Source organism: Pseudomonas sp. Ag1 (genome assembly GCF_000278565.1).
In the GTDB taxonomy this organism is placed as follows: domain Bacteria; phylum Pseudomonadota; class Gammaproteobacteria; order Pseudomonadales; family Pseudomonadaceae; genus Aquipseudomonas.
The window spans coordinates 12,167-39,097 of sequence record NZ_AKVH01000107.1 but is presented as its reverse complement, the minus strand read 5'-3'; the positions used below and the strand labels follow the sequence as shown (position 1 = coordinate 39,097).

At 60.3% G+C, this 26,931-nt stretch carries 26 protein-coding genes; 17 read left to right on the top strand and 9 right to left on the bottom strand.

Annotation, left to right across the window (positions count from 1 at the left end):
• Window positions 1-13: 13 nt before the first annotated feature.
• Window positions 14-1,369, top strand: a complete 1,356-nt coding sequence (locus A462_RS09395) for a tryptophan--tRNA ligase (RefSeq protein WP_008437254.1) — start codon at window positions 14-16, stop codon at window positions 1,367-1,369.
• Between the two features lie 78 nt (window positions 1,370-1,447).
• Window positions 1,448-2,542: a cell division protein ZapE gene (gene zapE, locus A462_RS09400; RefSeq protein ID WP_003216025.1), complete on the top strand. Its 1,095-nt coding sequence runs from the start codon at window positions 1,448-1,450 to the stop codon at window positions 2,540-2,542.
• 193 nt (window positions 2,543-2,735) lie between these two features.
• On the opposite strand, the gene A462_RS09405 is transcribed toward zapE, so the two are convergent.
• Entirely contained in the window at window positions 2,736-3,656 is a 921-nt protein-coding gene (locus A462_RS09405) for a GlxA family transcriptional regulator (RefSeq protein ID WP_173406101.1), read from the bottom strand.
• Window positions 3,657-3,876: 220 nt separating this feature from the next.
• Here A462_RS09405 and A462_RS09410 point away from each other — a divergent pair, with 220 nt between their 5' ends.
• The gene (locus tag A462_RS09410) at window positions 3,877-5,013 is read left to right on the top strand and encodes an acyl-CoA dehydrogenase family protein (protein WP_003216028.1); all 1,137 of its coding nucleotides are present in this window, start codon (window positions 3,877-3,879) and stop codon (window positions 5,011-5,013) included.
• Window positions 5,014-5,136: 123 nt separating this feature from the next.
• On the opposite strand, the gene A462_RS09415 is transcribed toward A462_RS09410, so the two are convergent.
• Window positions 5,137-6,177: an NADP(H)-dependent aldo-keto reductase gene (locus A462_RS09415; protein WP_008437253.1), complete on the bottom strand. Its 1,041-nt coding sequence runs from the start codon at window positions 6,175-6,177 to the stop codon at window positions 5,137-5,139.
• Window positions 6,178-6,425: 248 nt separating this feature from the next.
• On the opposite strand from A462_RS09415, the gene rplM reads away from it, so the two are divergent.
• The 8 genes from rplM (at window position 6,426) to A462_RS09455 (ending at window position 12,234) form a co-directional block, all read left to right on the top strand.
• Window positions 6,426-6,854 carry a 50S ribosomal protein L13 gene (gene rplM, locus A462_RS09420; RefSeq protein ID WP_003216032.1) on the top strand — a complete coding sequence of 143 codons (429 nt, stop codon included), beginning with the start codon at window positions 6,426-6,428 and terminating at the stop codon, window positions 6,852-6,854.
• A gap of 14 nt (window positions 6,855-6,868) precedes the next feature.
• Entirely contained in the window at window positions 6,869-7,261 is a 393-nt protein-coding gene (gene rpsI, locus A462_RS09425; protein WP_003216038.1) for a 30S ribosomal protein S9, read from the top strand.
• Window positions 7,262-7,527: 266 nt separating this feature from the next.
• A complete protein-coding gene (gene petA / locus A462_RS09430) occupies window positions 7,528-8,124 on the top strand; it encodes a ubiquinol-cytochrome c reductase iron-sulfur subunit (protein ID WP_003216040.1) in 597 nt (198 codons plus the stop codon).
• The gene (locus tag A462_RS09435; protein WP_003216042.1) at window positions 8,124-9,335 is read left to right on the top strand and encodes a cytochrome b; all 1,212 of its coding nucleotides are present in this window, start codon (window positions 8,124-8,126) and stop codon (window positions 9,333-9,335) included. Before petA ends, A462_RS09435 begins: the two co-directional genes overlap by 1 nt.
• The gene (locus A462_RS09440; protein WP_003216044.1) at window positions 9,335-10,114 is read left to right on the top strand and encodes a cytochrome c1; all 780 of its coding nucleotides are present in this window, start codon (window positions 9,335-9,337) and stop codon (window positions 10,112-10,114) included. The genes A462_RS09435 and A462_RS09440 overlap by 1 nt, the downstream gene beginning before the upstream one ends.
• Window positions 10,115-10,259: 145 nt before the next feature.
• Entirely contained in the window at window positions 10,260-10,877 is a 618-nt protein-coding gene (locus A462_RS09445) for a glutathione S-transferase N-terminal domain-containing protein (RefSeq protein WP_003216049.1), read from the top strand.
• A gap of 17 nt (window positions 10,878-10,894) precedes the next feature.
• Window positions 10,895-11,314 carry a ClpXP protease specificity-enhancing factor gene (locus tag A462_RS09450; protein ID WP_008437252.1) on the top strand — a complete coding sequence of 140 codons (420 nt, stop codon included), beginning with the start codon at window positions 10,895-10,897 and terminating at the stop codon, window positions 11,312-11,314.
• A 170-nt stretch (window positions 11,315-11,484) separates the two neighbouring features.
• Window positions 11,485-12,234, top strand: coding sequence for a FadR/GntR family transcriptional regulator (locus A462_RS09455; RefSeq protein ID WP_008437251.1), 750 nt, complete (start codon window positions 11,485-11,487; stop codon window positions 12,232-12,234).
• Between the two features lie 202 nt (window positions 12,235-12,436).
• Here the strand turns inward: A462_RS09455 and A462_RS09460 are convergent, their stop codons facing one another.
• On the bottom strand, window positions 12,437-13,591 hold the full coding sequence (locus tag A462_RS09460; RefSeq protein ID WP_008437250.1) for a hypothetical protein: 1,155 nt from the start codon (window positions 13,589-13,591) through the stop codon (window positions 12,437-12,439).
• Window positions 13,592-13,815: 224 nt separating this feature from the next.
• Between A462_RS09460 and kdgD the strand changes: the two genes are divergently transcribed.
• The 5 genes from kdgD to A462_RS09485 all read left to right on the top strand — a co-directional run bounded on the left by kdgD (window position 13,816) and on the right by A462_RS09485 (window position 20,363).
• Window positions 13,816-14,727: a 5-dehydro-4-deoxyglucarate dehydratase gene (gene kdgD, locus A462_RS09465; RefSeq protein WP_003216058.1), complete on the top strand. Its 912-nt coding sequence runs from the start codon at window positions 13,816-13,818 to the stop codon at window positions 14,725-14,727.
• 54 nt (window positions 14,728-14,781) lie between these two features.
• On the top strand, window positions 14,782-16,227 hold the full coding sequence (locus A462_RS09470) for an aldehyde dehydrogenase family protein (protein ID WP_003216060.1): 1,446 nt from the start codon (window positions 14,782-14,784) through the stop codon (window positions 16,225-16,227).
• Between the two features lie 87 nt (window positions 16,228-16,314).
• Window positions 16,315-17,679, top strand: coding sequence for an MFS transporter (locus A462_RS09475; protein WP_008437249.1), 1,365 nt, complete (start codon window positions 16,315-16,317; stop codon window positions 17,677-17,679).
• Window positions 17,680-17,692: 13 nt separating this feature from the next.
• Window positions 17,693-19,246, top strand: coding sequence for a galactarate dehydratase (gene garD / locus A462_RS09480; RefSeq protein ID WP_008437248.1), 1,554 nt, complete (start codon window positions 17,693-17,695; stop codon window positions 19,244-19,246).
• Window positions 19,247-19,421: 175 nt separating this feature from the next.
• Window positions 19,422-20,363, top strand: coding sequence for an AEC family transporter (locus A462_RS09485; protein WP_008437247.1), 942 nt, complete (start codon window positions 19,422-19,424; stop codon window positions 20,361-20,363).
• On the opposite strand, the gene A462_RS09490 is transcribed toward A462_RS09485, so the two are convergent.
• The 6 genes from A462_RS09490 to gatC form a co-directional block, all read right to left on the bottom strand.
• Window positions 20,360-20,740, bottom strand: coding sequence for a carboxymuconolactone decarboxylase family protein (locus tag A462_RS09490; RefSeq protein WP_003216068.1), 381 nt, complete (start codon window positions 20,738-20,740; stop codon window positions 20,360-20,362). The genes A462_RS09485 and A462_RS09490 overlap by 4 nt on opposite strands.
• On the bottom strand, window positions 20,737-21,783 hold the full coding sequence (locus tag A462_RS09495; protein ID WP_032899620.1) for a calcium/sodium antiporter: 1,047 nt from the start codon (window positions 21,781-21,783) through the stop codon (window positions 20,737-20,739). Before A462_RS09495 ends, A462_RS09490 begins: the two co-directional genes overlap by 4 nt.
• Window positions 21,784-21,842: 59 nt before the next feature.
• Window positions 21,843-22,214, bottom strand: a complete 372-nt coding sequence (locus tag A462_RS09500) for a septal ring lytic transglycosylase RlpA family protein (protein ID WP_003216071.1) — start codon at window positions 22,212-22,214, stop codon at window positions 21,843-21,845.
• 193 nt (window positions 22,215-22,407) lie between these two features.
• Window positions 22,408-23,853, bottom strand: a complete 1,446-nt coding sequence (gene gatB / locus A462_RS09505; RefSeq protein WP_003216073.1) for an Asp-tRNA(Asn)/Glu-tRNA(Gln) amidotransferase subunit GatB — start codon at window positions 23,851-23,853, stop codon at window positions 22,408-22,410.
• A 10-nt stretch (window positions 23,854-23,863) separates the two neighbouring features.
• The gene (gene gatA, locus A462_RS09510; RefSeq protein WP_008437245.1) at window positions 23,864-25,315 is read right to left on the bottom strand and encodes an Asp-tRNA(Asn)/Glu-tRNA(Gln) amidotransferase subunit GatA; all 1,452 of its coding nucleotides are present in this window, start codon (window positions 25,313-25,315) and stop codon (window positions 23,864-23,866) included.
• 16 nt (window positions 25,316-25,331) lie between these two features.
• Window positions 25,332-25,619: an Asp-tRNA(Asn)/Glu-tRNA(Gln) amidotransferase subunit GatC gene (gene gatC / locus A462_RS09515; RefSeq protein WP_003216077.1), complete on the bottom strand. Its 288-nt coding sequence runs from the start codon at window positions 25,617-25,619 to the stop codon at window positions 25,332-25,334.
• 210 nt (window positions 25,620-25,829) lie between these two features.
• Between gatC and mreB the strand changes: the two genes are divergently transcribed.
• Entirely contained in the window at window positions 25,830-26,867 is a 1,038-nt protein-coding gene (mreB, locus tag A462_RS09520) for a rod shape-determining protein MreB (RefSeq protein WP_002555108.1), read from the top strand.
• Window positions 26,868-26,931: the final 64 nt, after the last annotated feature.

Here is a 26,931-nt window from a genome sequence, read left to right as displayed (position 1 = left end):
CAAGCGATCACCCATGACGACCCGTACCCGCATCCTCACCGGCATCACCACCACCGGCACGCCGCACCTGGGCAACTACGCCGGCGCGATTCGCCCGGCGATCCTTGCCAGCCAGGACGCCAACGCCGACTCCTTCTACTTCCTGGCCGACTACCACGCCCTGATCAAGTGCGATGACCCGCAGCGCATCCAGCGCTCGCGCATGGAAATCGCCGCGACCTGGCTGGCCGGTGGCCTGGATGTGAACCGGGTAACCTTCTACCGCCAGTCCGACATCCCGGAAATCCCCGAGCTGACCTGGCTGCTGACCTGCGTGGCGGCCAAGGGCTTGCTCAACCGTGCGCACGCCTACAAGGCCTCGGTGGACAAGAACCTGGAGAACGGCGAAGACCCGGATGCGGGGATCACCATGGGCCTGTACAGCTACCCGGTGCTGATGGCCGCGGACATCCTGATGTTCAACGCCCACAAGGTGCCGGTCGGTCGTGACCAGATCCAGCACGTGGAAATGGCCCGCGATATCGGCCAGCGCTTCAACCACCTGTTCGGCAAGGGTAAAGAATTCTTCACCATGCCCGAAGCGCTGATCGAAGAAAGCGTCGCCACCTTGCCGGGCCTGGATGGCCGCAAGATGTCGAAGAGCTACGACAACACCATCCCGTTGTTCACCAGCGCCAAGGACATGAAGGACGCGATCTCGCGGATCGTCACCGACTCCCGCGCGCCGGGCGAAGCCAAGGATCCGGACAACTCGCACCTGTTCACCCTGTACCAGGCGTTTGCCACCCAGGCCCAGGAAGAAGAGTTCCGCGGTGAACTGCTGCAAGGCCTGGGCTGGGGCGAGGCGAAGAACCGTCTGTTCCAACTGCTGGACGGCCAACTGGGCGAAGCGCGCGAGCGTTATCACCAACTGATGTCGCGCCCGTCGGACATGGAAGACCTGCTGCTGGTCGGCGCCCGCAAAGCCCGCGCCGTGGCTGCACCGTTCCTGGCCGAACTGCGTGAAGCGGTGGGCCTGCGCTCGTTCGTCAATCCGGTCGCCGTGGCTGCCACCACCAAGAAGAAAGCTGCGAAAGCCGCGCGCTTTGTCAGCTTCCGCGAAGACGACGGCAGCTTCCGCTTCCGTTTGCTGGCGGCCGAAGGCGAGCAACTGCTGCTGTCGCGCAACTTTGCCGACGGTAAAACCGCAGGCGCCGTAACCAAGCAGCTGCAATCGGGGCAGGCGCTGGATGTACGCAGTGAAGCCTCGAGCTTCAGCGTGTGGCTGGACGGTGAAGTCGTCGCCGATAGCCCGGCGTTCGCCGACAGCGCCTCGCGGGATGCGGCGATCGAAGCCTTGCGCGTTGCGTTGACCCCAATCGAGGATTGACCCGACCAAGGGTTGATTGCCATTCTTCAGGGCCGTCGTTACAGTGGCGGCCCGTTTTTGTTGCCTTGCTAACGAATTATGACGCCCCTAGAACGATATCAAGCTGATCTGAAACGCCCTGAATTCTTCCATGACGCTGCCCAGGAAACTGCGGTGCGCCATTTGCAGCGCCTGTACGACGATCTGGTCCAGGCCTCGCAGAACAAGCCGGGCATGTTCAGCAAGCTGTTTGGCAAGAAAGACCATACGCCGGTCAAGGGCCTGTATTTCTGGGGTGGTGTTGGCCGGGGCAAGACTTACCTGGTGGACACCTTCTTCGAAGCGCTGCCGTTCAAGGAAAAGGTCCGCACCCACTTCCACCGCTTCATGAAGCGCGTGCATGAAGAGATGAAGACCCTGCCGGGCGAAAAGAACCCGCTGACCATCATCGCCAAGCGCTTCTCGGAAGAAGCCCGGGTGATCTGTTTCGATGAGTTCTTCGTGTCCGACATCACCGACGCGATGATCCTCGGCACCCTGATGGAAGAGTTGTTCAAGAACGGCGTGACCCTTGTCGCCACCTCGAACATCGTGCCCGACGGCCTGTACAAGGACGGCCTGCAACGCGCGCGTTTCCTGCCGGCCATCGCCCTGATCAAGCAGAACACCGACATCGTCAACGTCGACAGCGGCGTCGACTACCGCCTGCGTCACCTTGAACAAGCCGAACTGTTCCACTACCCGCTCAACGAAGTGGCCCAGGAAAGCCTGCGCAAGAGCTTCCGCGCGCTGACGCCGGAATGCACCCAGGCGATTGAAAACGACAAGCTGATCATCGAAAACCGCGAAATCATCGCACTGCGCACCTGCGATGACGTGGCCTGGTTCGAATTCCGCGAACTGTGCGACGGCCCTCGCAGCCAGAACGACTACATCGAACTGGGCAAGATCTTCCACGCGGTGATCCTGAGCGGTGTCGAGCAGATGAGCGTCACCACCGACGACATCGCGCGGCGCTTTATCAACATGGTCGACGAATTCTACGACCGCAACGTCAAGCTGATCATCTCGGCGGAAGTCGAGCTCAAGGACCTCTACACCGGCGGCCGCTTGAACTTCGAATTCCAGCGCACCTTGAGCCGCTTGCTGGAAATGCAGTCCCACGAGTTTCTGTCGCGGGCGCACAAGCCGTAAGCGATGTGCTTGAAATGAAAAAGGCCCGCAGCGATGCGGGCCTTTTTTTATGCAAATTTCCAGGTCAACAGAAAGCAACTGTGGGAGCCGGGCTTGCCCGCGATAGCGGTCTGTCGGTTGATGCCGCTGGTGCCTGGCACGCCGCCATCGCAGGCAAGCCAGCTCCCACATTTTTACTGTGTATACCCTTTGGTTACGCGGCCTGCTGGAACTGCTGGCGATACTGGTTGGGCGACAGCTCGGTATGCTGGCGGAACAGCCTCGCAAAGAAGCTCGCGTCGTCGTAGCCCACCTCGTAACTGATGGTCTTGATGCTTTTGCGGCTGCCGGACAGCAGGCCCTTGGCTGTCTCGATGCGCAACCGTTGCAGGTAGTGCAGCGGCTTGTCACCGGTGGCGGTCTGGAAGCGGCGCATGAAGTTGCGGATGCTCATGCCGTGTTCCCGGGCCACGTCTTCGAAGCGGAACTTGTCGGCGAAGTGCTCTTCGAGCCAATGCTGGATCTGCAGGATGATCACGTCCTGGTGCAGCTTCTGCCCGCCAAAACCGATGCGCCCGGGGGCGTAGCTGCGTTGCACTTCGTAGAGGATGTCGCGGGCTACGGCCTGGGCGATGTTGGCGCCGCAGAAGCGTTCGATCAGGTAGATGTAGAGGTCGCAGGCTGAAGTGGTGCCGCCGGCGCAGTAGAGGTTGTCGGCGTCGGTCAGGTGCTTGTCCTGGTTCAGCTGCACCTTGGGAAAGCGTTCGGTGAAAGCGTTGAAGAAGCGCCAATAGGTGGTCGCTTCCTTGCCATCCAGCAGGCCGGCTTCGGCGAGCCAGAACACCCCGGTGGCTTCGCCGCACAGCACCGCGCCACGGGCGTGTTGTTCGCGCAGCCAGGGCAGCACTTGGGGGTAGCGTTGGCACAACGAGTCGAAATCGTCCCAGAAGGCCGGGAGCACGATGATGTCGGCGTTTTCGAGGCCGCCGTCCACCGGCATGATCACATCGCTGAAGCTGCGCACCGACTGCCCGTCGGGGCTGACCAGGCGGGTTTCGAAGGCGGGAGTGAGGCCCTGGCCCAGCTGTTTGCCGTAGCGCAGGCTCGCGAGGTGGAAGAAATCCTTGGCTTGCATGAGGGTTGAAGCGAATACCCGATCAATGGCCAAAATGCTGACGCGCCGCAAGGGCGTGGAGATTTGGTTAGACATAATTTCATTTATTCTTATAGGGGAAAGTGGTCACCAGACGGCTGGATCGTCTTATTTTTTGTCGCATGTGTCCAGTGTCCTGTGACGCCTTCGCGGCTTAGGCTCTGTGATCCCGGTCTTGTCCGACAATTCACACAGGTGACCCATGATTCCCAGAACCTTGTTCAGCTCGGAGCACGAACTCTTCCGCCAGAGCGTGCGCACCTTCCTCGAAAAAGACGCGGCGCCGTTCCACGGGCAATGGGAAAAGCAGGGCTACATCGACCGCAACCTGTGGAACAAGGCGGGGGAGGCGGGGATGCTCTGCTCGCATTTGCCGGAAGAGTACGGCGGCCTCGGGGCGGACTTTCTCTACAGCGCGGTGGTGATCGAGGAGATCAGTCGCCTGGGATTGACCGGGATTGGTTTCTCCCTGCATTCGGACATTGTTGCGCCCTACATCCTGCATTACGGCAGTGAGGCGCTGAAGCACAAGTACCTGCCCAAGCTGATCTCCGGGGAAATGGTCACGGCGATTGCCATGACCGAGCCGGGGGCCGGGTCCGACCTGCAAGGGGTCAAGACTACGGCGGTGCTGGATGGCGATGAATACGTGATCAACGGCTCCAAGACGTTCATCACCAATGGCTTCCTGGCTGATCTGGTGATCGTCGTGGCCAAGACCGATCCCAAGGCCGGCGCCAAGGGCACCAGTCTGTTTCTGGTGGAGGCCAACACGCCGGGCTTCGACAAGGGCAAGCGCCTGGAGAAGGTCGGGATGAAGGCCCAGGATACATCGGAGCTGTTCTTCCAGGATGTGCGGGTGCCCAAGGAGAATCTGCTGGGCCAGGCGGGGATGGGCTTTGCCTACCTGATGCAGGAGTTGCCGCAGGAGCGTTTGACGGTGGCGATTGGTGCGCTGTCGTCAGCTGAGGCGGCGTTGCAATGGACGCTGGAATACACCCGGGACCGCAAGGCGTTCGGCAAGGCGATCATCGACTTCCAGAACACCCGATTCAAACTGGCGGAGATTGCCACTGAAACCCAGATCGGCCGGGTGTTTGTCGACAAGTGCATGGAGTTGCACCTGGAAGGCAAGCTCGATGTGCCCACGGCAGCGATGGCCAAATACTGGGCCACGGACCTGCAGTGCAAGGTGCTGGATGAGTGTGTGCAACTGCACGGCGGGTATGGGTTTATGTGGGAATACCCGATTGCGCGGGCGTGGGCAGATGCGCGGGTGCAGCGGATTTATGCGGGGACGAATGAGATCATGAAGGAGATTATTGCGCGGGCGCTTTGAATTCTTGGTGTTTTTGAGGGCCTCTTCGCGAGCAAGCCCGCTCCCACATTCGACTGCATTCCAAAGGTGGAACTCGGTGGAATGTGGGAGCGGGCTTGCTCGCGAAGGCGGTCTAGAGATCAATCAAGGCGCAGGATTCGGATGATCCTTCTGGATCGCCTCAATCCCCGCCAGCACCTCATCCGACAGTTTCAGGTCGGCGCTGGCGATGTTGCTGTCCAGCTGCTCCAGGGTCGTGGCGCCAATGATGTTGCTGGTCACGAACGGTTGTTGGGTTACAAACGCCAATGCCATCTGCGCCGGGTCCAGGCCGTGCTCACGGGCCAGTGCCACATAACGGCTGCATGCAGCTTCCGACTGCGGGTTGAAGTAGCGGCTGAAGCGGCTATAGAGGCTCAGGCGGCCCTTGGCCGGGCGTGCGCCACCTTCGTACTTGCCGCTGAGCATGCCGAACGCCAGCGGTGAATACGCCAGCAAACCGCACTGTTCACGGATGGCGATTTCCGCCAGGCCCACTTCAAAGCTGCGGTTGAGCAGGTTGTAGGGGTTCTGGATCGACACCGCGCGGGTCCAGCCACGGGCTTCGGCCAGGGCCAGGAACTTCATGGTGCCCCACGGGGTTTCGTTGGACAGGCCGATGTGGCGGATCTTGCCGGCCTTGACCTGCTCATCCAGGGCTTCGAGGGTTTCTTCCAGCGGCGTCAGGTCTTCTTCGGCCTTGTGCTTGTAGCCCAGTTGGCCGAAAAAGTTGGTGCTGCGTTCCGGCCAGTGCAGCTGGTAGAGGTCGATCCAGTCGGTTTGCAGGCGCTTGAGGCTCGCGTCCAGGGCTTCGGCGATGTGCTTGCGGTTGTGCTTGAGGCTGCCATCGCGGATGTAGTCGATGGTGTTGCCGGGGCCGGCGATCTTGCTGGCGAGGATCCAGTCGGCACGGTCGCCGCGGCTTTTGAAGTAATTACCGATGTAGCGCTCGGTGGTGGCGTAGGTGTCGGCCTTGGGCGGCACCGGGTACATTTCCGCGGTGTCGAGGAAGTTGATCCCCGCGGCCTTGGCCCGTTCGATCTGTGCGAAGGCCTCTGCCTCGCTGTTCTGCTCGCCCCAGGTCATGGTGCCCAAGGCTATCGCGCTCACGTTCAGATCGGTTCGGCCCAGCTGTCGATAGTCCATCGGGTACTCCTTCGGGGAAAACAATCATAAAAGCAGGTTGAAATTTTTTTGGCAATCTGCATAATTGCCCACCTCTTTCTGCAGTGGAAGTGATGCGCCGCCTGCCGAAGAATCTTGCCGTTGAACGGACGCGCCGACCCGAGCCCCCGATAGCGTCTGTATCCGGCTGCCTTTGACTTGTCAAAGTACGCACTATTCAGTAAGATCCGCCGTCTAATTTACAGGGCGGCCCCTGAGGCTATTAAAGAATGACAACTTTTACTGCAAAACCAGAAACAGTTCAGCGCGACTGGTTTGTCGTCGACGCCGCTGGTCAGACCCTGGGTCGTCTGGCCACTGAAGTCGCCAGCCGTCTGCGTGGCAAGCACAAGCCTGAGTACACCCCTCACGTTGATACCGGTGACTACATTGTCATCATCAACGCCGAGCAGGTACGTGTTACCGGCAACAAAGCGCAAGACAAAATGTACTACCGTCACTCCGGTTTCCCAGGCGGTATCAAGTCTTCGAACTTCGAAGGCCTGATCTCCAAAAAGCCTGAAGCCCCGATTGAAATCGCGGTCAAAGGTATGCTGCCGAAGGGCCCACTGGGTCGCGACATGTATCGCAAGCTGAAAGTCTATGCGGGCGCTGCTCACCCTCATGCTGCTCAGCAGCCCCAAGAACTGAAGTTTTAACGGAATAGTTCATTATGTCGGCGACTCAAAATTACGGCACTGGCCGTCGCAAAACCGCTACCGCTCGCGTTTTCCTGCGTCCGGGTACTGGTAACATCTCGATCAACAACCGCACTCTGGAAAATTTCTTCGGTCGCGAAACTGCCCGCATGGTAGTTCGTCAGCCGCTGGAATTGACCGAGACCGTTGAAAAGTTCGACATCTACGTCACCGTTATCGGTGGCGGTGTAAGTGGTCAAGCTGGCGCAATCCGCCACGGTATCACTCGCGCTCTGATGCAGTACGACGAAACCCTGCGTGGCGCTCTGCGCAAAGCTGGCTTCGTGACTCGCGATGCTCGTGAAGTTGAACGTAAGAAAGTTGGTCTGCGTAAAGCGCGTAAGCGTCCGCAGTACTCGAAGCGTTAATTCGCTTTTACGTTCCAGAAAACGCCCAGCCTCCTCACGGAGCTGGGCGTTTTTTATTGCCTGCTATTTATGTAAAAAAATCTGTGTGACAACTTGCCACATCCGTAGAGCCCCTATACTCAAAGGCTTGGAGCCAGTGCCGGGGGTAATTACCTTGTCAGACGTGGGGCTTTTCATTACCATTCGGCAAAATTTTTATAAGTTCAGATTTAACACTTAGTAGACGCCTGATTTAACAGGCCACAAAGCTGATGGGAGAGGACTGAATGAGCAATGACGGCGTGAATGCAGGCCGGCGTCGCTTCTTGGTAGCAGCCACATCCGTGGTGGGTGCTGCAGGAGCGGTGGGGGCTGCGGTCCCGTTCGTGGGGTCATGGTTTCCCAGTGCCAAGGCGAAAGCCGCAGGTGCACCGGTGAAGGTGAATGTCAGCAAGATCGATCCAGGCCAGCAAATGATTGCTGAATGGCGCGGTCAGCCAGTGTTCATCGTTCGTCGTACCGAGGAAATCCTGGGAAATCTGAAGAAGATCGAGGGCCAGCTGTCCGACCCCGACTCGAAGAATTCCGACCAACCCGCTTACGTCGATAAGGAAATTCGCTCGATCAAGCCGGAAATTCTGCTGCTGATCGGTATCTGCACCCACTTGGGTTGCTCTCCCACCTTCCGCCCGGAAGTGGCGCCCGCGGACCTGGGCAAGGACTGGGTCGGGGGCTATTTCTGCCCGTGCCACGGTTCTCACTACGACCTCGCTGGCCGCGTCTACAAGTCACAACCTGCACCACTGAACCTGCCAGTTCCGCCACATCACTACGAGACTGACAGTGTCATTGTCATTGGCGTCGACGAGGGGGAGAAAGCCTGATGAGCAAGTTCATGGATTGGGTGGATGCGCGCTTCCCCGCGACCAAGATGTGGGAAGACCACCTCAGCAAGTACTACGCACCGAAGAACTTCAACTTCTTCTATTTCTTTGGCTCCCTGGCACTTCTGGTACTGGTCAATCAGATCGTTACCGGTGTCTGGCTGACGATGAGCTACACCCCGTCGGCCGAAGAAGCCTTCGCCTCCGTCGAATACATCATGCGCGACGTCGAGTACGGCTCGATCCTGCGTCTGCTGCACTCCACCGGCGCCTCGGCGTTCTTCATCGTCGTCTACATGCACATGTTCCGTGGCCTGCTCTACGGTTCGTACCAGAAGCCCCGCGAGCTGGTGTGGGTGTTTGGCATGCTGATCTACCTGGCACTGATGGCCGAGGCCTTCATGGGCTACCTGCTGCCGTGGGGCCAGATGTCCTATTGGGGCGCCCAGGTGATCATCTCGCTGTTCGGTGCGATCCCGGTCATCGGCAACGACCTGACCCAGTGGATTCGCGGTGACTACCTGATCTCCGGAATCACCCTGAACCGCTTCTTCGCCTTGCACGTGGTGGCCTTGCCGATCGTGATCCTGGGCCTGGTAGTGCTGCACATCCTGGCGTTGCACGAAGTGGGTTCGAACAACCCCGACGGCGTGGATATCAAGAAGCACAAGGACGAAAACGGCGTACCACTGGACGGCATTCCGTTCCACCCGTACTACACCGTGAAAGATATCGTCGGTGTGGTGGTGTTCCTGTTCATCTTCTGCTCGATCGTGTTCTTTTTCCCGGAGATGGGCGGTTATTTCCTCGAGAAACCGAACTTCGAACAGGCGAACGCCTTCAAGACCCCGGAACACATTGCCCCGGTCTGGTACTTCACTCCGTTCTACGCGATCTTGCGGGCGATTCCCGACAAACTCATGGGCGTTATCGCCATGGGCGCAGCGATTGCAGTGCTGTTCGTGCTGCCGTGGCTCGACCGTAGCCCGGTCAAGTCCATGCGCTACAAGGGCTGGCTGAGCAAGATCTGGCTGTGGGTGTTCTGCATTGCGTTCGTGATCCTGGGTGTACTGGGCGTATTGGCGCCGACCCCGGAGCGTACGTTGCTGTCGCAGGTCTGCACCTTCCTGTACTTCGCCTACTTCATTCTGATGCCGTTCTATACCCGGCTCGAGAAGACCAAACCGGTACCGGAAAGGGTGACTGGCTGATGAAAAAATTATTCGTTGCATTCATTCTTGCGGCCCTGCCGCTGCTGTCCTTCGCCGCTGAACACGGCCCAGAGCTGGAAAAAGTCGACATCGACGTCTCGGACAAAGCCGCAATGCAGGACGGGCTGCGTACGTTCACCAACTACTGCATGGGCTGCCACAGCGCCAAGTTCCAGCGTTACGAGCGAGTGGCCGACGACCTGGGCATTCCCCATGACGTGATGCTGAGCCACTCGGTGTTCACCGGGGCGAAGATCGGCGACCACATGACCATCGGCATGCAACCGGCCGACGCCAAGACCTGGTTCGGGGCTGCACCGCCCGACCTGACCCTGGTGGCCCGTGTGCGTGGCACCGATTGGCTCTATGGCTACCTGAAATCCTTCTATGAAGACCCGACGCGTCCCTACGGCGTGAACAACAAAGTGTTCCCGAACGTCGGTATGCCTAACGTTCTGGTCGGCCTGCAAGGTCGCCAAGTGGTAGGATGCAAGCAAGTACAAATCGTCGAAGACGGCAAGAAGCAGTATGATCCGCTCACCGGTACGCCTTTGACTCATGAAGCGTGCGATCAGCTGACCATAGTGCCGAAGACCGGCACGCTGAACGAAGAGCAGTTCGACGAGAAGGTCAAGAATCTGGTGACCTTCCTGGCCTACTCGGCCAACCCAGTGAAGCTGCAGCATCAGCGCATTGGTACCTATGTGTTGCTGTACCTGGCCTTCTTCTTCGTGTTCGCCTATCTGCTGAAACGCGAATACTGGAAGGATGTGCATTGATCCAACCGTAAGTAATTGCTGTTAATCTTGCGCGCCCAGCGGCATCTCTGAAGGTAAGTCTGGTTTATCCAGGCGTCACGGAGATGCTCACTGGGCGCGCTCGTTTTTGAGCTTCCGATAATTTCAACAAGCGAGGAGGACCGCCATGGGCGTGACCAATCGGTTGGCCTGTTACTCCGACCCCGCCGACCACTATTCCCACCGAGTACGCATCGTGCTCGCAGAGAAGGGTGTCAGCGCAGAGATCATCAGTGTGGAGGTGGGACGTCACCCGCCGAAACTGATCGAAGTGAACCCTTACGGCAGCTTGCCCACCCTGGTCGATCGTGACCTGGCGTTGTGGGAGTCAACCGTGGTGATGGAATACCTGGATGAGCGTTATCCCCATCCACCGTTGCTGCCGGTGTATCCGGTGGCGCGTGCCAACAGCCGCCTGCTGATCCATCGGATCCAGCGTGACTGGTGTGGCCTGGTGGACCTGATTCTGGATTCACGCAGCAAGGAAGCGGCCCGGGTTCAGGCGCGCAAGGAATTGCGCGAGAGCCTGACCGGTGTTTCGCCGTTGTTTGCCGACAAACCTTTTTTCCTCAGCGAGGAACAAAGTCTGGTGGATTGCTGCCTATTACCCATACTCTGGCGCTTGCCGATTTTGGGCATAGAACTGCCGCGGCCTGCCAAGCCGCTGCTTGACTACATGGAGCGCCAGTTTGCGCGTGAGGCTTTCCAGGCGAGTCTGTCTGGTGTCGAACGCGATATGCGCTAAGGCTTAAGGAGCCGTTGATGAACTCCAGTCGACCTTACCTGGTCCGCGCGCTCTATGAGTGGATAGTGGACAACGATTGCACCCCGCACATGCTGGTCAATTCCGAGTTTCCCGCGGTTCAGGTACCGCAAGGTTTTGCCAGTGACGGACAAATCGTCCTGAACGTTTCACCCAGTGCCGTGCGACACCTGCACATGGACAATGAAGCGGTCAGCTTTGAAGGGCGTTTCGGCGGTGTGCCGCATACGCTGTTCGTGCCCATCGGTGCCATCCTCGGGATCTACGCCCGGGAAAATGGCCAGGGCATGGTGTTTGATCTGGAGTCTTCCCTTGAGGATGACGAAGCGATCGAGCTCGAAGGCGAAGATGATGTGCCGCCGCCGGATTTCGAGCCACCGCGTCCAAGCGGTCGGCCGAGTCTGAAAGTGGTGAAGTAACAAGGCGCGGGCCCTCGGGCCAGCGTTGAAAATGCCTCGGCGATGCCGGGGCATTTTTTTGCCTGGCGAAAACCCCGGCGGTTATAGATGAAAGTCATGACAGGACGGTGATCGTACAACCGCCATGGGCTATCATGCGTGCTTCAGATCGCCGAGATAGATGATTCATCATGGAAAACTCCAGCGCCGCCCCTCGTCTTCCCCGCAAGCGCCGCAGCCTTGCCCAGGAATTGGTCACGGTGTTGTCCGAGCAGATCCGCGACGGCCAACTCAAACGTGGCGACAAACTGCCCACCGAGTCGGCGATCATGGACGCCCATGGGGTCAGCCGCACCGTGGTGCGTGAAGCCATCTCGCGATTGCAGGCCGCCGGGCAGGTAGAAACCCGCCATGGCATCGGTACCTTTGTGCTGGATACGCCAAGCCCCAGCGGTTTCCGGATTGATCCGGCCACTGTTGTCACCCTGCGTGATGTGCTGGCCATCCTTGAACTGCGGATCAGCCTGGAAGTGGAGTCTGCCGGGCTTGCTGCCCAGCGCCGTAGCGACGAGCAATTGGCCGGCATGCGTGCTGCCCTCGATGCCCTTAACGAAAGTGCGGCCCACGCCGGTGATGCGGTGGCGTCGGACTTCCAGTTCCACCTGCAGATTGCCCTGTCCACCGGCAACCGCTACTTCACCGACATCATGACCCACCTGGGGACCAGCATCATTCCGCGCACGCGGCTGAATTCAGCGCGCCTGGCCCATGATGACCAGCAGCACTACATGAGCCGCCTGAGCCGCGAACACGAAGAGATCTATGAGGCGATCGCGCGCCAGGACTCGGACGCGGCGCGGGCGGCCATGCGGTTGCACCTGACCAACAGCCGTGAGCGGCTGCGCCATGCCCATGAAGAGGCGGAAGCGCAGCGCGGTTGATTCCAGGCTGGACGTAAGCGTGTGGCTTGAAAGCTCATTGTGGCGAGGGAGCTTGCTCCCGTTGGGCCGCGCAGCGGCCCCAAAATCCATTGCCCCGAGTTCCGTCTGAAAGAACCCCGTGTTCTTGCCGGGGTTGCTTCGCAGCCCAACGGGAGCAAGCTCCCTCGCCACAGGTTAATGCGCGAGGCTTAACTCACGTCTTTCAGGCCGGCTGATTCGGCTTGTAGTCCTTGAGCAGCAGATACGTGCTCCAACCCCACCAGTCATTGGTCCACTGCTTGTCGTTCAGGTTGTTGACGTCCTTGCGTCGCAGCACCTTGTCGCCTTCAGCCTTGAACAGCGGTGAGAAGTTGTTCGCCGGGTTCTGCGCGGCGTTCAGGTCCGGCACATACAGCGGTGCCTTGAAGTTGGCCGGGGAGGGCGCCATGCCGCTGATAAACGTTTCGAAGATCTCATCGGCCGAGGCCTGCACGGCGCGTTTGACCATGGCGCGGTTGGCCGCATCGTTGCTGTCGAAATAGCGTTTATCACCGTAGGCATGCCACTGCTCGCCCAGGGCGTTGCGCACATTGAGCCCGAACTTGCTGTCTTCATCGTGCATGAAGCGGCTGATCAGCGAGCCCAGTTCACCCGGTGTCACCACCGCCGCCAGTTGCTTGCGCGGTACCCGCAGGTGCCCGGCGGAAAATAGATCGGTCAAAAAGTGATCAGCAAAGCTGTTCATGGCATAGGCCAGTTCCAGCGCCTGGTCGGTGCCGGTCTGATGCGCCACGACGGCTTGTTGCAAGGCTGCCGTATGCCCCGCCAGATAGGCCGCCAAAGCCCATTCGCCAAAGTGGTCGGCATTGTCTGCCGCCAGTTTCAGGTAGCGCCCCAGTGGAATCAGCGCCGAGACGGCACTGCCGCCGCCGGTGATGCGGTTCCATTCCTCGGACAAGGTATCACCCAGTGCGTCATAGGCTTCATGGGGTTGCTTGCCGCCCTTGATCGCCTGGTTGACCGCATTGATCTCCTTTTGCATCACCGCCAGGATCTTGCCCGCTTCTTCCCGTGATGCTGGCAATACCGCCAGCGAGTTGAATGCATCGGTAAAGCGCTGCACACGATCAGCGGGCGATGTGCCTTCGTTGATGGGGCGCCCGGGGATGCCATAGAAATCACCGCCCAGGGCGATGATCTGGCCGTAGCTCAGGGCCAGGCCATTGGGCAGGTGCAATTCGACCTGCCGCGCGGGAATCGGCGGGGCGTCCTTGACGAAACGCAACAGGGTGTCGTCGCCGATGGCGGTGTGTTCGCCGCCTTCAAAACGCAGGGTTGGCGGGGTTTTCACAGGTGTGGCGAGTTCAAGATCTGACATGTTAGCTCCTTGCTATGTCGTAGGAATCTTCCGTAATAACTGTACGTATATACAGTTATCCAGAGCATAGAGGAAAAACTTCCTACGTCAAGAAAGCAGCAATCGAGAAGGGCGGCGATGAATTGCAGTTGACGAATATTTTTATAGTTGTACGATGACGTACGACATCAAGATAACCATCCGTAATCTCACAACAGAAAGTCTTCGCCCAGGGTGTTCGAATAATGAATCCACAAGAACTGAAGTCCATCCTCTCTCACGGTCTGCTGTCTTTCCCGGTGACCGATTTCAATGCCCAGGGTGATTTCCACCAGGCGGGCTACATCAAGCGTCTGGAATGGCTGGCCCCTTATGGCGCTACCGCCTTGTTCGCCGCTGGCGGCACCGGTGAGTTTTTCTCCCTGGCGGCCAGCGAATATTCGCAAGTGGTGAAAACCGCCGTTGATACCTGCGCCACCAGCGTGCCGATTCTTGCCGGTGTCGGCGGTGCCACCCGCCAGGCCATCGAGTACGCCCAGGAAGCCGAGCGTCTGGGCGCCAAAGGCCTGTTGCTGCTGCCGCACTACCTGACCGAAGCCAGCCAGGACGGGGTTGCCGCCCACGTTGAAGCGGTGTGCAAGTCGGTCAAGATCGGTGTAGTGGTCTACAACCGCAACGTCTGCCGCCTGACCGCGCCGCTGCTGGAACGCCTGGCCGAGCGCTGCCCGAACCTGATCGGTTACAAGGACGGCCTGGGTGACATTGAATTGATGGTGTCGATCCGTCGTCGCCTCGGTGACCGTTTCAGCTACCTGGGCGGCTTGCCGACTGCAGAGGTTTACGCCGCTGCCTACAAGGCCCTGGGCGTGCCGGTGTACTCCTCGGCGGTGTTCAACTTCATTCCAAAAACCGCGATGGACTTCTACCACGCCATTGCCCGGGAAGATCACGCCACCGTCGGCAAGATCATCGACGACTTCTTCCTGCCGTACCTCGACATCCGTAACCGCAAGGCCGGTTACGCGGTGAGCATCGTCAAGGCCGGGGCGAAAATCGTCGGTTACGACGCAGGCCCCGTGCGTACGCCGCTGACCGATCTGCTGCCGGAAGAATACGAAGCCCTGGCCGCGTTGATCGACAAGCAAGGCGCGCAATAACCCATCACCAAGGCCGCTGAGTAATCAGCGGCTTTTTGCGTCAGGAGAGAATTCGTGTCCCAAGCCAAGCGTTTCGAAAACTACATCGGTGGCCAGTGGGTTGCCGGCGCCGACTACTCGGCCAACATCAATCCGTCGGAGTTGTCTGATGTCATTGGCGAATACGCCAAGGCTGACCTCGCCCAGGTCCACGCGGCCATCGACGCGGCGCGCGCTGCTTTTCCGGCGTGGTCCACTTCCGGGATCCAGGCGCGTCATGATTCGCTGGATAAAGTCGGCACCGAAATCCTCGCCCGTCGCGAAGAACTCGGCACCCTGCTGGCCCGGGAAGAGGGCAAGACCCTGCCGGAAGCCATCGGCGAAGTGACCCGCGCCGGTAACATCTTCAAATTCTTCGCCGGTGAATGCCTGCGCCTGTCCGGCGACTACCTGCCGTCGGTGCGTCCGGGCGTCAACGTTGAAGTGACCCGTGAGGCGTTGGGCGTGGTTGGCCTGATCACGCCGTGGAACTTCCCGATTGCCATCCCGGCCTGGAAGATCGCCCCGGCCCTGGCCTACGGCAACTGCGTGGTGCTCAAACCGGCTGAACTGGTACCGGGCTGCGCCTGGGCCCTGGCCGAAATCATCTCCCGCGCCGGCTTCCCTGCCGGTGTGTTCAACCTGGTGATGGGCAGCGGCCGTGTGGTCGGCGATGCCATGGTCAACAGCCCGAAAGTCGACGGCATCAGCTTCACCGGCTCGGTGGGCGTAGGTCGTCAGATCGCCGTCAGCTGCGTGTCGCGCCAGGCCAAGGTGCAGTTGGAAATGGGCGGCAAGAACCCGCAGATCATTCTCGACGACGCCGACCTCAAGCAAGCCGTCGAGCTGTCGGTGCAGAGCGCGTTCTACTCCACCGGCCAGCGTTGCACCGCGTCCAGCCGCTTTATCGTCACCGCCGGGATTCACGACCAGTTCGTCGCGGCCATGGCCGAGCGGATGAAGTCGATCAAGGTCGGCCACGCCCTGAAAACCGGCACCGACATCGGCCCGGTGGTTTCCCAGGCCCAGCTGGACCAGGACTTGAAGTACATCGACATCGGCCAGAGCGAAGGCGCCCGGCTGGTCAGCGGCGGTGAGCTGGTGACCTGCGACACCGAAGGCTACTTCCTCGCGCCGACGCTGTTTGCCGACAGCGAAGCCGCGATGCGCATCAGCCGTGAAGAGATCTTCGGGCCGGTGGCCAACGTGGTGCGCGTGGCGGATTACGAGGCGGCGCTGGCGATGGCCAACGACACCGAGTTCGGCCTCTCGGCCGGTATCGCCACCACCTCGCTGAAATACGCCAACCACTTCAAGCGTCATTCCCAGGCCGGGATGGTGATGGTCAATCTGCCGACTGCCGGTGTGGATTACCACGTTCCATTCGGCGGCCGTAAGGGTTCATCCTACGGTTCGCGTGAGCAGGGTCGCTATGCGCAAGAGTTCTACACCGTGGTGAAAACCAGCTACATCGGTTCGTAACGGCTGCACCCTGTGGCGGGTCCGTGCCCGCCACAGGCTTACAATTTGATTACCCGCAAAAAAAATAATTAGTGGGAGTACATCTTCATGCAAGCGACCAAGCCGACCCATGTCCGTTATTTGATCCTGCTCATGCTGTTCCTGGTGACCACGATCAACTACGCCGACCGGGCCACCATCGCCATTGCCGGCTCCAGCCTGCAAAAAGACCTCGGCATCGACGCGGTCACCCTTGGCTATATCTTCTCCGCATTCGGTTGGGCCTACGTGGCCGGGCAAATTCCCGGCGGCTGGCTGCTGGACCGCTTCGGTTCGAAAAAAGTCTACGCCCTGAGTATCTTCACCTGGTCACTGTTCACCGTGCTGCAAGGCTATGTCGGTGAGTTCGGTGTTTCCACGGCCATCGTTGCGCTGTTCATGTTGCGCTTCCTGGTGGGCCTGGCTGAAGCGCCATCCTTCCCCGGAAATGCGCGCATCGTGGCGGCGTGGTTTCCTACGGCTGAGCGGGGTACGGCCTCGGCGATCTTCAACTCGGCGCAGTACTTTGCGACTGTGTTGTTCGCGCCGTTGATGGGCTGGATCGTCTACACCTTCGGCTGGCAGCACGTGTTCGTGGTGATGGGCGGCATCGGTATCGTATTCTCGCTGATTTGGCTGAAAGTTATCCACAGCCCGCGCCAGCACCCGATGATCAACGAGGCCGAGTTCCAGCACATCGCTGCCAACGGGGCCATGGTCGACATGGACCAGGACAAGGGCAGAGGCAAGAAAACCGACGGCCCGAAGTGGGATTACATCCGTCAGTTGCTGACCAACCGCATGATGCTCGGCGTGTACCTGGGCCAGTACTGCATCAATGGCATCACCTATTTCTTCCTGACGTGGTTCCCGGTGTACCTGGTTCAAGAACGCGGCATGACGATTCTCAAGGCCGGCTTCATCGCGTCCTTGCCGGCGATCTGCGGCTTTATCGGCGGCGTGTTGGGCGGGGTGATTTCCGACTACCTGCTGCGCAAGGGCCATTCGCTGACCTTCGCCCGCAAGGCGCCGATCATTGGTGGCTTGCTGATTTCCAGTAGCATTGTCGCGTGCAACTACGTCGACATCGAATGGATGGTGGTGGGCTTCATGGCCCTGGCCTTCTTCGGTAAAGGCGTTGGCGCACTGGGCTGGGCGGTGGTGTCCGACACCTCGCCGAAACAAATCGCTGGCTTGAGTGGCGGTTTGTTCAACATGTTCGGCAACCTGGCCTCCATCAGCACCCCGATCGTGATCGGCTACATCATCAGCACCACAGGCTCCTTCAAGTGGGCGCTGGTGTTTGTCGGTGCCAACGCATTGCTGGCGGTGTTCAGCTACCTGGTAATCGTTGGCCCGATCAAGCGTGTAGTGCTCAAAGAGCCGCCGGCCAAAGGCCCCGAGATGACTAAACTTTCCCAAGCGCATTCCTGAAGGGGCCCGCGTCATGCAGTTGATTGAACATGCCGATTCGCCACGCTCCATCCGTTTGCACGCGCTGGATAACGTGGTGATTGTGGTCAACGACCAGGGCGTACCGGCGGGGACCGAGTTTCCCGACGGCCTGGTGACGGTGGATTTCATTCCCCAAAGCCACAAGGTGACGCTGGAAGACATCCCCGAAGGCGGCCGCATCATTCGCTACGGCCAGACCATCGGTTATGCCCTGCGCCCGATTCCCCGCGGCAGTTGGGTGCAGGAAGATCAACTGCGCATGCCCACGGCGCCGCCGCTGGACAGCTTGCCGCTGTCCACTGAAGTGCCCGACGCCCAGGCGCCCCTGGAGGGTTTTACCTTCGAGGGTTATCGCAATGCCGACGGCACCGTGGGCACACGCAATATCCTCGGGATTACCACCACGGTGCAGTGCGTCACGGGCGTGCTGGACCATGCGGTGAAGCGCATCAAGGACGAGTTGCTGCCCAAGTACCCGAACGTCGATGACGTGGTGGCGCTGACCCACAGCTACGGCTGCGGCGTGGCGATCACGGCCACCGACGCCTACATCCCGATCCGCACCGTGCGTAACCTGGCGCGCAATCCGAACCTGGGCGGTGAAGCCCTGGTGATCAGCCTGGGTTGCGAAAAGTTGCAGGCCGGGCAGGTGATGCATGAAAACGACAGCTCGGTAGACCTGAGCGAGCCATGGCTTTATCGGTTGCAGGACTCCAGCCACGGCTTTACCGAAATGATCGAACAGATCATGGAACTGGCCGAAACCCGCCTGAAGAAACTCGACCTGCGCCGGCGGGAAACCGTACCGGCGTCGGAGTTGATCCTCGGCATGCAGTGTGGCGGCAGTGATGCGTTCTCGGGGATTACCGCGAACCCGGCGCTGGGTTATGCCTCGGATTTGCTGCTGCGGGCGGGCGCGACGGTGATGTTTTCCGAAGTGACCGAAGTGCGCGATGCGATCTACCTGCTGACTTCCCGTGCCGAGAATCAGGACGTGGCCCGGGAACTGGTGCGGGAAATGGACTGGTACGACCGCTACCTGGCCAAGGGCGAGGCAGATCGCAGCGCCAACACTACGCCGGGGAACAAGAAGGGTGGGTTGTCGAATATTGTCGAGAAGTCGTTGGGTTCCATCGTCAAGTCGGGCAGTAGTGCGATCAATGGCGTGCTTGGCCCGGGCGAGCGGTTCAATCGCAAGGGCCTGATCTTTTGCGCCACGCCGGCGAGTGATTTTGTGTGCGGCACGTTGCAGTTGGCGGCGGGGATGAATTTGCATGTGTTCACCACCGGGCGTGGCACGCCCTATGGGCTGGCGATGGCGCCGGTGGTGAAGGTTTCGACGCGCACCGAGCTGGCGCAGCGTTGGCCGGACCTGATTGATATCGATGCCGGGCGGATCGCCACTGGGCGGGCAACGATCGAGGAGTTGGGTTGGGAGTTGTTCCATTTCTATCTGGACGTGGCCAGCGGCAAGAAGCAGACATGGGCGGAGCAGCACAAGCTGCATAACGACATTACGTTGTTCAATCCGGCACCGATTACTTAAGACCGAGTCGCCTGCTTCGCGAGCAAGCCCGCTCCCACATTTGACTGCATTCCAAAGGTAGAACTCGGTCAAATGTGGGAGCGGGCTTGCTCGCGAAAGCGGTAGTCCAGACGAAGCTGGCCATGCTGGCTTATCATTAGCCACCTACCGACGCCCACCCAAGGTTCTCCCCGGCATGCTGGCAATCTTCCTACAAACCCTGAACATCACCGCGCCGGTGTTTGCCATGCTGTTCCTGGGCGTCCTGCTCAAGCGCATCAACTGGATCAACGACAACTTTATCCACATCGCTTCGGCCCTGGTGTTCAACGTCACCATGCCGGCGTTGCTGTTCCTCGGGATTCTCCATGCCGACCTGCATTCAGCCCTCAAGCCCGGCCTGCTGATCTACTTCGCCGTCGCCACGCTGGTGAGCTTCGCTCTGGCCTGGGGCTGGGCGATCTTTCGGTGCCCGCGGGAAGATCGCGGCATCTATGCCCAAGGCGCGTTTCGCGGTAACAACGGTGTGATCGGCCTGGCCCTGGCCGCCAGTATGTACGGCGACTACGGGATTTCCCTTGGCGCGGTGCTCGCGGCGCTGGTGATCCTGTTCTACAACACCCTGTCGACCATTGTGCTGGCGGTGTACAGCCCGGTGATCAAGTCCGACCCGTGGAGCATCTTCAAGAGCGTGCTGGCCAACCCGTTGATCATCAGCGTGATCGCGGCGGCGCCCTTCGCGTACTTCCAGATTGGCTTGCCTGGCTGGCTGGAATCCTCCGGGCAGTACCTGGCGGACATGACGTTGCCATTGGCGTTGATCTGTATCGGTGGCACGTTGTCGTTGGCGGCACTGCGCAAAAGCGGCGATATGGCCCTGAGTGCCAGCTTGATGAAGATGGTCTGGCTGCCGGTGCTCGCTACCTTTGGCGCTTGGCTGCTGGGGTTCCGTGGGCCGGAGCTGGGGATTCTGTTCCTGTACTTCGGTGCGCCCACAGCAGCGGCCAGTTTTGTCATGGCACGGGCGGCGGAGGGCAATCATGAGCTGGCGGCCGCGATTATCGTGATCACCACCTTGATGGCGGCGGTGACCACGAATATCGGGATTTTCGTGTTGCAGGCGGGTGGCTGGATCTAGGCGTCTTTCTGGTAGCTGTCGATCACTTCCTGCGCGGCGCGGAAGGCGTCAATCGCCGCCGGCACACCGGCATACACCGCACAATGCAGCAGCGCCTCGCGAATCTCCTCCACGGTGCAACCGTTGTTCAGCGCGCCGCGCACGTGGCCCTTGAGTTCCTGCGGGCACTTGAGGGCGGTCAACGCGGCGAGGGTGATCAGGCTGCGGGTTTTCAGCGGCAACCCTTCGCGATTCCACACGCTGCCCCAGGCATGCTCGTTGACGAAATCCTGCAGCGGCTGGCTGAACTCCGTGGCATTGCCCAGCGCCCGATCGACAAACACATCACCCATCACCTGGCGGCGCATTTCAACGCCGGGCTTTTTCTGTTCGGTCATTGCGATTCCCTCTTGTGTTGGCGGCGCCAGGCTTGCAGCGAGGTGAACAACAGGAAAGCCACCAGCGCTGGCAGGACGTAATACAGCATCAGTTGTTCAAGCTTGTTGGCCAGCGGCATGCCGAAGGTGAACGACACCACGTGCAGCCCGTACACCAGGTACAGGCCCAGGAACACCAGGCCTTCGGCCCGGGTGACGCGGTAGCCCGAATAAAACACCGGCAGGCACAGGGCGACCACGCCGAGCATTACCGGCAGGTCGAAATCCAGGGCATTGGGCGACACCGACAACGGCGAGGGCGCCACCAGGGCGGTAAAGCCCAGCACCCCAAGCAGGTTGAACAGGTTGCTGCCGATCACGTTGCCCACGGCAATTTCCCGCTGGCCGCGCAGGGCGGCGATCAGCGAGGTGGCCAGGCAGGGCAGGGAAGTGCCGACACCAATCAGCGTCAGGCCGATGATGCGTTCCGACAGGCCCAGGTCAGAGGCCACGTCCACCGCCGCGCCCAGCAGCAGGTGCCCGGCCAGTACGAGGATCAACAGTCCACCGAGCATCAGCAGCACGCTGCTCAGCCACGGCGCCTGCACCACAGTGTCCCGGGTGCGCGGGCGGCGGGAGTGGCGGGTCTGGTAGAGCAGCACGCCGAGGTAGGCCACCAGGGCCACCAGCAGTAACAGGCCATCGATCGGCGTGAGTTCTTCATTGGCGGCTAGCACAAACACCAGCAGGCTGGCGATGATCATCATCGGGATATCCAGGCGTACCAGTTGCCGGGAGACCCGCAGCGGAATGATCAGGGCTGCCAGGCCAAGGGTCACGAGGGTGTTGAAGATGCTGCTGCCGATCACACTGCCCACGGCGATGTCGGTGTTGTCCGCCAGGGTCGCTTGCAAGCTGATCGCCATCTGCGGCGCGCTGCTGCCGAAGGCGACGATGCTCAGGCCGATGATCAGCGGGCGCACCTTGAGGCTGGCCGCCAGGCGCACGGCGGCGCGTACTAATACTTCTGCGCCGAAGATCAACAGCAGCAGGCCGCTGATCAGTTCGATCAGGCTAAAGGGCGAGAGGGCGGTTAATGCGGAAATGGCCTGGGCTCCGTCGGTCAGTTGCTGAGGGCTTGCACGCGAACGCGCGCGGTGCCGCTGCCGATCATACCGATCTGTTCGGCGGCCTTGCGTGAAAGGTCGATCAGGCGCCCACGGGTATGCGGGCCGCGATCATTGATGCGGACAACGACGCTTTTGTTGTTGTCGAGATTGGTGACCTTCACCTGCGTGCCGAAGGGCAGGCGACGATGGGCGGCGGTCAGGGCATTCTGGTTGAACGGTTCACCGCTGGCAGTGCGGTTGCCGTGGTGTTTGGCGCCGTAGTAGGACGCGGAGCCGGTTTCGTCATAGCCGTTGGGGTCGATGAGGCCGCTGGCGCAGCCGGCGAGCAGAGAGAACAGGGCCAACAGGCCGAGTAGACGCTTCATTTTCAAGGTTTCCCCCTTACAGATGTGGGAGCGGGCTTGGGTGGGAGCGGGCTTGCTCGCGAATGCAGTGTGTCAGGCAACGAATAGGCTGACTGATCCACCGCTTTCGCGAGCAAGCCCGCTCCCACACAAGCCCGCTCCCACAAGGGGTCAGAGTTGGACGTGAGGTCCTGCTCCGACCATTTCACCGCGTTTAGCCTTCGAGTTTGCTTTTCAGCAGTTCGTTGACCTGTTGCGGGTTGGCCTTGCCTTTGGAGGCTTTCATCGCCTGGCCGACAAAGAAGCCGAACATCTTGCCCCGCTTGGCTTCATCCGCCGCACGGTATTGTTCAACCTGCTCGGCATTGGCTGCCAGCATCTCGTCGAGCACGGCCGAAATCGCGCCGCTGTCGGTGACTTGCTTCAGGCCGCGCTTTTCGATGATCTCGTCAGCGTTGCCTTCGCCGGCGGCCATGGCTTCAAACACGGTCTTGGCGATTTTGCCGGAGATGGTGTTGTCCTTGATCCGCAGCAACATGCCGCCCAACTGTTCTGCCGACACCGGTGCTTCGTCGATTTCCAGGCCCTGTTTGTTCAACAGGCTGCCCAGCTCAACCATCACCCAGTTGGCCGCCAGTTTGGCGTCGCCGGCAATGCTCACGACTTTTTCGAAGTAGTTGGCTTGCTCGCGGCTCGACGCCAGCACGCTTGCGTCATACACCGAAAGCCCGAACTGCGCCTGGAAACGCTCGCGTTTCTGCGGTGGCAGTTCCGGCAGCGTGGCGCGCACGTCAGCCAGGAACGAGTCCTCGATGACCACCGGCAACAGGTCCGGATCGGGGAAGTAACGGTAGTCGTTGGCTTCCTCCTTGCTGCGCATGGCGCGGGTTTCGTCTTTGTTCGGGTCGTACAGGCGGGTCTGCTGGATCACCTTGCCGCCGTCTTCGATCAGCTCGATCTGGCGACGTACTTCGGTGTTGATCGCCTTCTCGATGAAACGGAACGAGTTGACGTTCTTGATCTCGCAGCGGGTGCCGTACTCGGCCTGGCCTTTTGGCCGCACCGACACGTTGCAGTCGCAACGCAGGGAGCCTTCGGCCATGTTGCCGTCGCAGATCCCGAGGTAACGCACCAGCGCGTGGATCGTCTTGACGTAGGCCACGGCTTCCTTGGCGCTGCGCATGTCCGGCTCGGAAACGATCTCCAGCAGCGGGGTGCCGGCGCGGTTCAGGTCGATGCCGGTGGCGCCGTTGAATTCTTCATGCAGGCTCTTGCCGGCATCTTCTTCCAGGTGCGCACGGGTCACGCCGACACGTTTGATGGTGCCGTCTTCCAGCGGGATGTCCAGGTAGCCCTTGCCGACGATCGGCAATTCCATCTGGCTGATCTGGTAGCCCTTGGGCAGGTCCGGGTAGAAGTAGTTCTTGCGGGCGAACACGTTGTGCTGGCCGATCTCGGCATCGATGGCGAGGCCGAACATCACCGCCATGCGCACCGCTTCCTGGTTCAGCACCGGCAGCACGCCGGGCATGCCCAGGTCTACCAGGCTGGCCTGGGTGTTGGGTTCTGCGCCGAACGTGGTGGCGCTACCGGAGAAAATCTTCGATTGGGTGGCGAGCTGGGTATGAATCTCCAGCCCGATCACGACTTCCCATTGCATAGTGTTCTCCTCAGAAGCCGGTAGGGGTGCGAGTGTGCCAGTCAGTGTTCAACTGGTACTGGTGCGCCACATTGAGCAGGCGGCCTTCCTGGAAATACGGGGCGAGCAGTTGCACGCCCACCGGCAAGCCATCGACGAAACCTGCAGGCATGGACAAGCCCGGCAGACCGGCGAGGTTGGCGGTGATGGTGTACAGGTCTTCCAGGTACTCGGCGATCGGGTCGCCGGTCTTGGCGCCGATCTTCCAGGCCGGGTTCGGCGTGGTTGGGCCGAGGATCACGTCGACTTCATTAAAGGCAGCCATGAAGTCGTTCTTGATCAGGCGACGGATCTTTTGCGCCTTGAGGTAGTACGCGTCGTAGTAGCCGGCCGACAGGGCGTAGGCACCGACCATGATCCGGCGTTGTACTTCCGCGCCGAAACCTTCGCCACGGGAGCGCTTGTACAGGTCGGTGAGGTCTTTCGGGTTTTCGCAGCGGTAGCCGAAGCGCACGCCGTCGAACCGCGACAGGTTGGAGGACGCTTCTGCCGGGGCGATCACGTAGTAGGCCGGAATCGCGTGCTGGTTGTTCGGCAGGCTGATTTCCTTGATCACGGCGCCGAGCTTTTCCAGCTCCTTGACGCTGTTGTGCACCAGTTCGGCGATGCGCGGGTCGAGGCCGGCGCTGAAATACTCTTTCGGCACGCCGATGCGCAGGCCTTTGATCGAGGTATTCAGGCTGGCGCTGTAGTCCGGCACGGGTTCATCAATGCTGGTGGAGTCCTGCGGATCGAAGCCTGCCATGCCTTGTAACAAAATTGCGCAGTCTTCAGCGGTGCGTGCCAGGGGGCCGCCCTGGTCGAGACTGGAGGCGTAGGCAATCATGCCCCAGCGGGAAACGCGACCGTAGGTCGGTTTCAGACCGGTGAGGTTGGTGAAAGCGGCCGGTTGGCGGATCGAGCCGCCAGTGTCGGTGGCCGTGGCGGCAGGTAACAGACGAGCGGCAACCGCGGCTGCCGAACCACCGGACGAACCACCGGGCACGTGCTCGAGGTTCCACGGGTTTTTCACCGCGCCGTAGTGGCTCGACTCGTTGGCCGAGCCCATGGCGAATTCGTCCATGTTGGTCTTGCCCAGGGTCACGGCCCCGGCAGCGGCCAGCTTGGCGACCACAGTGGCGTCGTAGGGCGCCTTGAAATTGTCGAGCATCTTCGAGCCGCAGCTGGTGCGAATGCCCTGGGTGCAGAACAGGTCCTTGTGGGCAATCGGCGCACCCAACAGGGCGCCGTTCTCACCGTTGGCGCGACGTGTGTCGGCGGCCTTGGCCTGGCTCAGGGCCAGCTCTTCGGTGATGCTGATGAAGCTGTTGACCTTAGGGTCCAGCTCGGCGATACGCGCCAGCAGGGTCGTGGTCAGCTCTTCGGAAGAAAACTTTTTGTCGGCGAGACCGCGGGCGATCTCGGCCAGAGTCAATTGATGCATTGCAGGCTCTTTCCCTTTAGTCGATGACTTTCGGAACCAGGTACAGGCCGTTTTCGACCGCTGGCGCGATGGACTGGTAAGCCTCGCGATTATTGCGCTCGGTCACGACGTCGGCGCGCAGGCGCTGGCTGGCTTCCAGCGGGTGAGCCAGGGGCTCGATGCCGTCGGTATTCACGGCTTGCATTTGGTCGACCAGCCCGAGAATGCTGTTCAGGGCTGCGGTGGTCTGTGGAAGATCGGCTTCATTGAGGCCCAGGCAGGCCAAATGAGCGATTTTTTCCACGTCGGAGCGTTCAAGCGCCATGGGATTCTCCAGTGGAAAACAGAACGGAAGCTATCCGTGTGTTAGATTGTAGGAACACTACCGCATTTCTACGGTCATATGGCCGCGATTGTGGGGGTTGGTGCACAGAAAGTCGGCCAATTTAGCACATTGGCGCCTTGCCCAAAATCCCTGTCGTTGTTAGAGTTTGCCGCACTTTTTTACCCACGCGTTGCCTAGGGTCCCTTTCCCATGTTCAAGAAACTGCGTGGCATGTTTTCCAGCGATCTTTCCATCGACCTGGGCACTGCCAACACCCTTATTTACGTGCGCGAGCGCGGTATCGTCCTGAATGAGCCATCGGTTGTGGCCATTCGGACCCATGGTAATCAGAAAAGTGTCGTTGCCGTTGGCACCGAGGCCAAGCGCATGTTGGGCCGAACACCGGGCAACATTGCTGCCATTCGTCCGATGAAGGATGGCGTGATTGCTGACTTCAGTGTCTGCGAAAAGATGCTGCAGTACTTCATCAACAAAGTTCACGAAAACAGTTTCCTGCAGCCCAGCCCTCGTGTGCTGATCTGCGTTCCGTGCAAATCCACCCAGGTGGAACGTCGTGCCATCCGTGAGTCGGCCCTTGGCGCCGGTGCCCGTGAAGTGTTCCTGATTGAAGAGCCAATGGCCGCTGCGATCGGTGCCGGCCTGCCGGTTGAAGAAGCGCGCGGTTCGATGGTGGTGGATATCGGTGGTGGTACCACTGAAATCGCCCTGATCTCCCTCAATGGTGTGGTGTATGCCGAATCCGTACGGGTTGGCGGCGACCGCTTCGACGAAGCGATCATCACCTACGTGCGTCGCAACTACGGCAGCCTGATCGGCGAATCCACCGCCGAGCGCATCAAGCAGGAAATCGGTACCGCTTACCCGGGCGGCGAAGTTCGCGAAGTCGATGTTCGCGGTCGCAACCTGGCCGAAGGCGTTCCACGTGCCTTCACCCTGAACTCCAATGAAGTGCTGGAAGCTCTGCAAGAGTCCCTGGCCACCATCGTTCAGGCGGTGAAGAGCGCCCTGGAGCAATCGCCTCCGGAACTGGCTTCCGATATCGCCGAGCGTGGCCTGGTACTGACCGGTGGTGGCGCCTTGCTGCGCGACCTCGACAAGTTGCTGGCCCAGGAAACCGGTTTGCCAGTGATCGTCGCTGAAGACCCGTTGACCTGCGTCGCCCGCGGCGGTGGCCGTGCACTGGAAATGATGGATAAACACACCATGGACCTGCTCTCCAGCGAATAAGAATTTGCTGGTTTGCCCATGTTTCGCTCACAGGCAGCACTTTGCAGTGCTGCCTGTTGGCGTT

Excerpts from the sequence above, each read along its gene's own strand:
- rplM (WP_003216032.1), top strand. The coding sequence starts at position 6,426 with ATGACAACTTTTACTGCAAAACCAGAAACAGTTCAGCGCGACTGGTTT.
- A462_RS09405 (WP_173406101.1), bottom strand. The coding sequence starts at position 3,656 with ATGCAAGCCAAGGATTTCTTCCACCTCGCGAGCCTGCGCTACGGCAAA.
- A462_RS09450 (WP_008437252.1), top strand. The coding sequence starts at position 10,895 with ATGAACTCCAGTCGACCTTACCTGGTCCGCGCGCTCTATGAGTGGATA.
- A462_RS09410 (WP_003216028.1), top strand. The coding sequence starts at position 3,877 with ATGATTCCCAGAACCTTGTTCAGCTCGGAGCACGAACTCTTCCGCCAG.
- gatC (WP_003216077.1), bottom strand. The coding sequence starts at position 25,619 with ATGGCGCTTGAACGCTCCGACGTGGAAAAAATCGCTCATTTGGCCTGC.
- gatB (WP_003216073.1), bottom strand. The coding sequence starts at position 23,853 with ATGCAATGGGAAGTCGTGATCGGGCTGGAGATTCATACCCAGCTCGCC.
- A462_RS09440 (WP_003216044.1), top strand. The coding sequence starts at position 9,335 with ATGAAAAAATTATTCGTTGCATTCATTCTTGCGGCCCTGCCGCTGCTG.
- A462_RS09475 (WP_008437249.1), top strand. The coding sequence starts at position 16,315 with ATGCAAGCGACCAAGCCGACCCATGTCCGTTATTTGATCCTGCTCATG.
- A462_RS09415 (WP_008437253.1), bottom strand. The coding sequence starts at position 6,177 with ATGGACTATCGACAGCTGGGCCGAACCGATCTGAACGTGAGCGCGATA.
- A462_RS09435 (WP_003216042.1), top strand. The coding sequence starts at position 8,124 with ATGAGCAAGTTCATGGATTGGGTGGATGCGCGCTTCCCCGCGACCAAG.
- A462_RS09445 (WP_003216049.1), top strand. The coding sequence starts at position 10,260 with ATGGGCGTGACCAATCGGTTGGCCTGTTACTCCGACCCCGCCGACCAC.
- rpsI (WP_003216038.1), top strand. The coding sequence starts at position 6,869 with ATGTCGGCGACTCAAAATTACGGCACTGGCCGTCGCAAAACCGCTACC.
- A462_RS09485 (WP_008437247.1), top strand. The coding sequence starts at position 19,422 with ATGCTGGCAATCTTCCTACAAACCCTGAACATCACCGCGCCGGTGTTT.
- A462_RS09460 (WP_008437250.1), bottom strand. The coding sequence starts at position 13,591 with ATGTCAGATCTTGAACTCGCCACACCTGTGAAAACCCCGCCAACCCTG.
- A462_RS09500 (WP_003216071.1), bottom strand. The coding sequence starts at position 22,214 with ATGAAGCGTCTACTCGGCCTGTTGGCCCTGTTCTCTCTGCTCGCCGGC.
- gatA (WP_008437245.1), bottom strand. The coding sequence starts at position 25,315 with ATGCATCAATTGACTCTGGCCGAGATCGCCCGCGGTCTCGCCGACAAA.
- A462_RS09490 (WP_003216068.1), bottom strand. The coding sequence starts at position 20,740 with ATGACCGAACAGAAAAAGCCCGGCGTTGAAATGCGCCGCCAGGTGATG.
- garD (WP_008437248.1), top strand. The coding sequence starts at position 17,693 with ATGCAGTTGATTGAACATGCCGATTCGCCACGCTCCATCCGTTTGCAC.
- zapE (WP_003216025.1), top strand. The coding sequence starts at position 1,448 with ATGACGCCCCTAGAACGATATCAAGCTGATCTGAAACGCCCTGAATTC.
- mreB (WP_002555108.1), top strand. The coding sequence starts at position 25,830 with ATGTTCAAGAAACTGCGTGGCATGTTTTCCAGCGATCTTTCCATCGAC.
- A462_RS09395 (WP_008437254.1), top strand. The coding sequence starts at position 14 with ATGACGACCCGTACCCGCATCCTCACCGGCATCACCACCACCGGCACG.
- petA (WP_003216040.1), top strand. The coding sequence starts at position 7,528 with ATGAGCAATGACGGCGTGAATGCAGGCCGGCGTCGCTTCTTGGTAGCA.
- A462_RS09455 (WP_008437251.1), top strand. The coding sequence starts at position 11,485 with ATGGAAAACTCCAGCGCCGCCCCTCGTCTTCCCCGCAAGCGCCGCAGC.
- kdgD (WP_003216058.1), top strand. The coding sequence starts at position 13,816 with ATGAATCCACAAGAACTGAAGTCCATCCTCTCTCACGGTCTGCTGTCT.